The following is a 4,423-nucleotide window of genomic DNA, read 5'->3' as shown; positions in this document are numbered from 1 at the left end:
GACCCTAGTCCGGGCAAATGCATTTTGCATGCATGTCCGCCGTCCGTCGTGAACGTTGTGTCATGGCTGTTCTGTCGCCACGTAAGCAGCAAAATGCAGATCGTCTTCGCTCCGCTTCGCCGACCCTAGTCCGGGCAAATGCATTTTGCATGCTTACGTGCCGCCGCACCCCGTATGTGGAGTTGCGGGCGACTCTATGTCTGTCACGAACGCCAAAAATCGATCGATTATTGTCGCTCGCGCCATCGAAAGAGGCGAAAACATCGAAAACCGTGTCACGAACGCCAAAAATCGGCTTCTTTTTGGATCTCGTGACATGGTCGGCGTTGCCGGGGGTTAAGACCCTGACAGGGATCGGCGCAAGCCGGGGGTTAAGAAGTCTTTATCCGTTCTGATGCGGGACGAGTAGAAGCAGCAAGGCACGCGAGTGCCGCAACGCAGTGTGCGAGACTGTAGTCGAGCCACGTAGTTGCCAGCGAAACGCAGTGTAGCGCCATACCCCTGACAGGGGCCGGCGCAAGCCGGGGGTTAGGAAGTGGTTATCCGTTCTGATGCCGCGCATCAGAACGGATAACCGACACCGAAATGCACGGCGTAGCCATCCTTTGAGAACCATCCGCGAGGGCCGACCCATGAGTTTTCGAGGCGTGAAGGATCATGTACCTTCATACCCCAGTCGATACGGACGATGAGGAAATTGAAGTCAGCGCGGAGACCTATACCCCAGTTGGCCGCGATGGCCTTATAGAAATTGTTCCAATGGAAGAGCGAATCATCGCTGACGCTGTCGTCGAAGTTGAGCGGCATGTTCCATACATTACCCGCATCGACGAAAGTGGCACCTTCGAGCTTCCAGAAGAGGTCGAAACGGTACTCGATATTGGCCTCTACCTTCATGTCACCGGTCTGGTTGGGAATGACGAAGTATGTGTCCTTCGAAGAGAAGCCTGGACCGACGGAGCGCGCCTGCCAACCTCTGAGACTGTTTGCACCACCGCCATAGAAGTGCTTCTCGAAAGGAAGTGCAGATGAGTTTCCGTATGCGAAACCGGCACCGGCAAGGAACCTTGTCGCGAGTGCCTGGCCACCGTTCCTTCCGAACTTCCATGTCTTGCCGACGCTGGCCTCGAAGCGAACGAACTGGGAGAATGGAGTTCCCCATACGAGCGCATGGCCATTCTCATCCTGCTTCATCACCTTTCTGAAGGCGCTCAGGATGTTGCCGGCAAGGTCAAGCTGCACCCTGGTGTAGAAAGGCGCATGGTTCGTTCCGTCGACATCGTTGGTATAATAGAGAGTTCCTCCGGTTCCGAAGTCGAAGTGGTTGTTATAGGAGTTGCGGAGGAATGGGTCCTTGCTGATCGAATTATAGAATTCGCTATCAAGGTTGAACAGGTGGACGATGTTCAGCTGCAGAGGATACACCTTATACGAAAGCTTCTGGTTAAGGTATGTTCCCGTGTAGCCGTATGACGCGGAAACGATGTTCCTGGTGTACTCTGGACGGTTCTGGTAGTTGTAGGAGACGTTGAAGTCAGTCCTCGGGATTGCACCCTTGAAGAGCCTGTACGGGAGGAAGAGGAACTTAGGCAGGCTAAGGCCAGCCGACACACCGAACTCGTTAGAGTGGACCTTGTCCTTCAGCTTGAACTGGAAGTTGCCCATGAAGCTGAGGTTCAGCCATTCGCCGCCGTGGAAGATGTTCTTGTGGTAGTATGAGAGCTGTGGCGAGATTCCGAAGAGCCCGCTGGAGTTCGTGGATGCCTCGAGGTTCACCTTGAAGCCTTGGAGCTTACTCTGGGTAAGGGTTATGTCGCAGTCGACCTTGTCGTCCGATGCTTCCTGGAGGCTGATGTTCACGCTGTTGAACACCTTGATCGAAGAGAGTCTCTGATAGGTGTTGTTCACTCGTGATTCGCTATACATCTCACCAGGTCGGAGAAGGTTCAGGTCAGAGAGTACCTTCGGCCGGATCTTCATGCTGACGGGGTGGCTGAAGTTCACGCTGCCGATGGTGAACTTCTTCAACTCCTTGGCATCTTCGGGAGATGCGTTACGCGGATATTCGAGCACCTTCATCTCCAGATGTGCTGCGCCAGACTCCTTCAGGGTGTCGGCTTCGAAGGTGTAGAAGGTCTTGTTGAAACCGAAGAATCCGTTGTCACGGAAGTATTGGCTGGAGCGGACTGTCTCGGCCTCGAGGGCAGCTTCGGAGAGCGGCTCCCCTACCTTTATGCTGATGTTATTTGTGTCTGCATCAAAGCTTTCCTTAAATTCACCTTCAGGGACGGTCCAACTGAGAGACTTGATCGGATACTGCTTTCCAAGCTCCACGTTGTAGGTGACGAACACGTTTCTCTTACGTACGGCGACGCTTGCCTCGACCTCGGAATTGAAGTAGCCGATGTACTGGAGGTGGTTGATGATGCTGCTCTCTGAATCGTCGATGGTCTCGGAGTCATAGATGACCGGAGCGACGCCTATCTTCTGCACGAACTTGTCCCAGCCTTTGCCCTTGCCGTTCTGCCAGTTGTACACGGAAACGAACGGATGCCATCCCTTGATGAAGCTTGGACCGGCAGACTGGCGGATGTATGGTTCGAGGGTCTTGCCGTTGAAATGCTTGTCATTGGTCACCTTCACCTTGTTCATGGCAAGGCGATACTCTCCGTCCTGAAGCATCTTGGTCGTGCTGCAGGAGGCCGCGAAGATCGCGACCATCACGAGGAGGATATATCTACTGATTCTTGCCACGCTCAAACAAAGTTTGACCATCATGCAAATATACCGGAAAATATGTTTCCATCAAAGATGTATGCGATCGAATCGCAATCATGCAGCTATGCCTGTGTCCAGGCATGCAAGATTACTGGCGTCTGCGGAATTCTGAGATTACTGACGTCTGCGGAATCTGGAGATTACTGGCGTCGGCGGAATTCGGAGACGCAGATGGCGGTGGCGATTGCCACGTTCAAGGATTCTGCGGTTGGCTGATCGCCGGGATAAGGCGGGATAAAGAGTTTCTCGCTGACCTGCTGCTTCATTGCGTCACTGATGCCGTTGGCCTCGTTACCCATCACGATGAGACCATCGGGAGCAAGCTCTTTTCGGTAGATATTCTCCCCTTCCAGGAAGGTTCCGAAGATAGGCAATCCTTTTGAAGCAAAGATTTTGCTGACTTCTACTAAATCGCAGTAAATTACTTTCTTACGGAATATGGCCCCCATAGTAGACTGGACTACCTTTGGATTATAGAGTTCGACATTGTCACGGGATGCGAAGACCACGTCGATGCCGAACCAGTCGGAGAGTCTGATGATGGTTCCGAGGTTGCCGGGATCGCGTACGGAATCAAGTCCGATGGCAAGCATGCCGGGACGAATGAGCTCGGCAATCTGGTCGAGGCTCATCTCCGGTTTCTGGCGGAGCACGGCGAGCACTGGTGACGGGCTGCTGAGTGAACTGATCCTGGACATTGCTTCCGCTCCGATCTCGTCACGGCGATAGACCTTTTCCACGGTGAAGTCGGATGCAATGGCCTCAGCCACCATCTTCTCGCCTTCTACTACGAAGAGGCCGGTCTCGTCTCTGAACTTCTTGTTCTGGAGTGCACGGAGCTGCTTGATTTCGTTGTTGCTTATCATGTCTGCAAAAATAAGTAAATTTGCAGGAAATTTACATGAAAAATAATGAGCAAGGCAATATTCTATCAGGTACTGACAAGGCTCTGGGGCGAGGGTAAGTTCTCGTCATTCGACAAGGCAAGCTTCACCCATCTCCACAGTCTCGGAGTGACCCATATATGGTACACTGGCGTCATAAGGCACGCTACCGGAAAGCCATTCGTAAAAGGTCGTCCAGGATCTCCATATTCAATTTCAGACTATTATGATGTCAATCCATATCTTGCTGATGAGCAGGATAAAAGGATTGCTGAATTCAAGAAACTCATAAAGAGGACTCACAACTCTGGATTCAAGCTTCTGATCGACTTTATCCCTAACCATGTGGCACCGGATTACGAGGATCAGCACGGCGGAATTCCGACCTTCGACTACTGCGATTACGACTGGACCGACACCAGGAAGATCAACTATTCTCACCCTGAGACCTGGGGCAAATTGTACGATATCGTGCGCTACTGGGCGTCGATGGGAGTCGACGGTTTCCGCTGCGACATGGTGGAGCTCGTTCCACCTGAATTCTTCGCATGGATGATAAGGAAGATCAAGGAGGAATTCCCTGAAGTCATCTTCGTCGCCGAAATATATGAGAAGCATAACTACTGGCGTTATATCAGGGAGGTCGGATTCGACTATCTCTATGACAAGTCAGGCCTCTACGACACCCTCATGGCGGTGTACAGGCACGGTGGCACTGCTGAAGCAATCACATGGAACTGGCAGTTCCTGGGCGACCTTCA

At 52.5% G+C, this 4,423-nt stretch carries 3 protein-coding genes; 1 reads left to right on the top strand and 2 read right to left on the bottom strand.

Annotated features, from left to right (window positions below; genetic code table 11):
• Positions 1-561: 561 nt before the first annotated feature.
• The gene (gene tamL, locus AC06ND_RS06685; protein WP_475678220.1) at positions 562-2,754 is read right to left on the bottom strand and encodes a translocation and assembly module lipoprotein TamL; all 2,193 of its coding nucleotides are present in this window, start codon (positions 2,752-2,754) and stop codon (positions 562-564) included.
• 164 nt (positions 2,755-2,918) lie between these two features.
• Complete coding sequence (locus AC06ND_RS06680) at positions 2,919-3,644, bottom strand: TrmH family RNA methyltransferase (protein WP_475678219.1); 726 nt, start codon at positions 3,642-3,644, stop codon at positions 2,919-2,921.
• A 45-nt stretch (positions 3,645-3,689) separates the two neighbouring features.
• Here AC06ND_RS06680 and AC06ND_RS06675 point away from each other — a divergent pair.
• On the top strand, positions 3,690-4,423 hold a 734-nt coding region (locus AC06ND_RS06675; protein ID WP_475678218.1), incomplete at its 3' end, for an alpha-amylase family glycosyl hydrolase.

Source organism: Candidatus Cryptobacteroides sp. (genome assembly GCF_056207615.1).
Note: the sequence above shows the minus strand (reverse complement) of the source record. Positions and strands in the feature narration are given on the sequence as shown.

Excerpts from the sequence above, each read along its gene's own strand:
- AC06ND_RS06680 (WP_475678219.1), bottom strand. The coding sequence starts at position 3,644 with ATGATAAGCAACAACGAAATCAAGCAGCTCCGTGCACTCCAGAACAAG.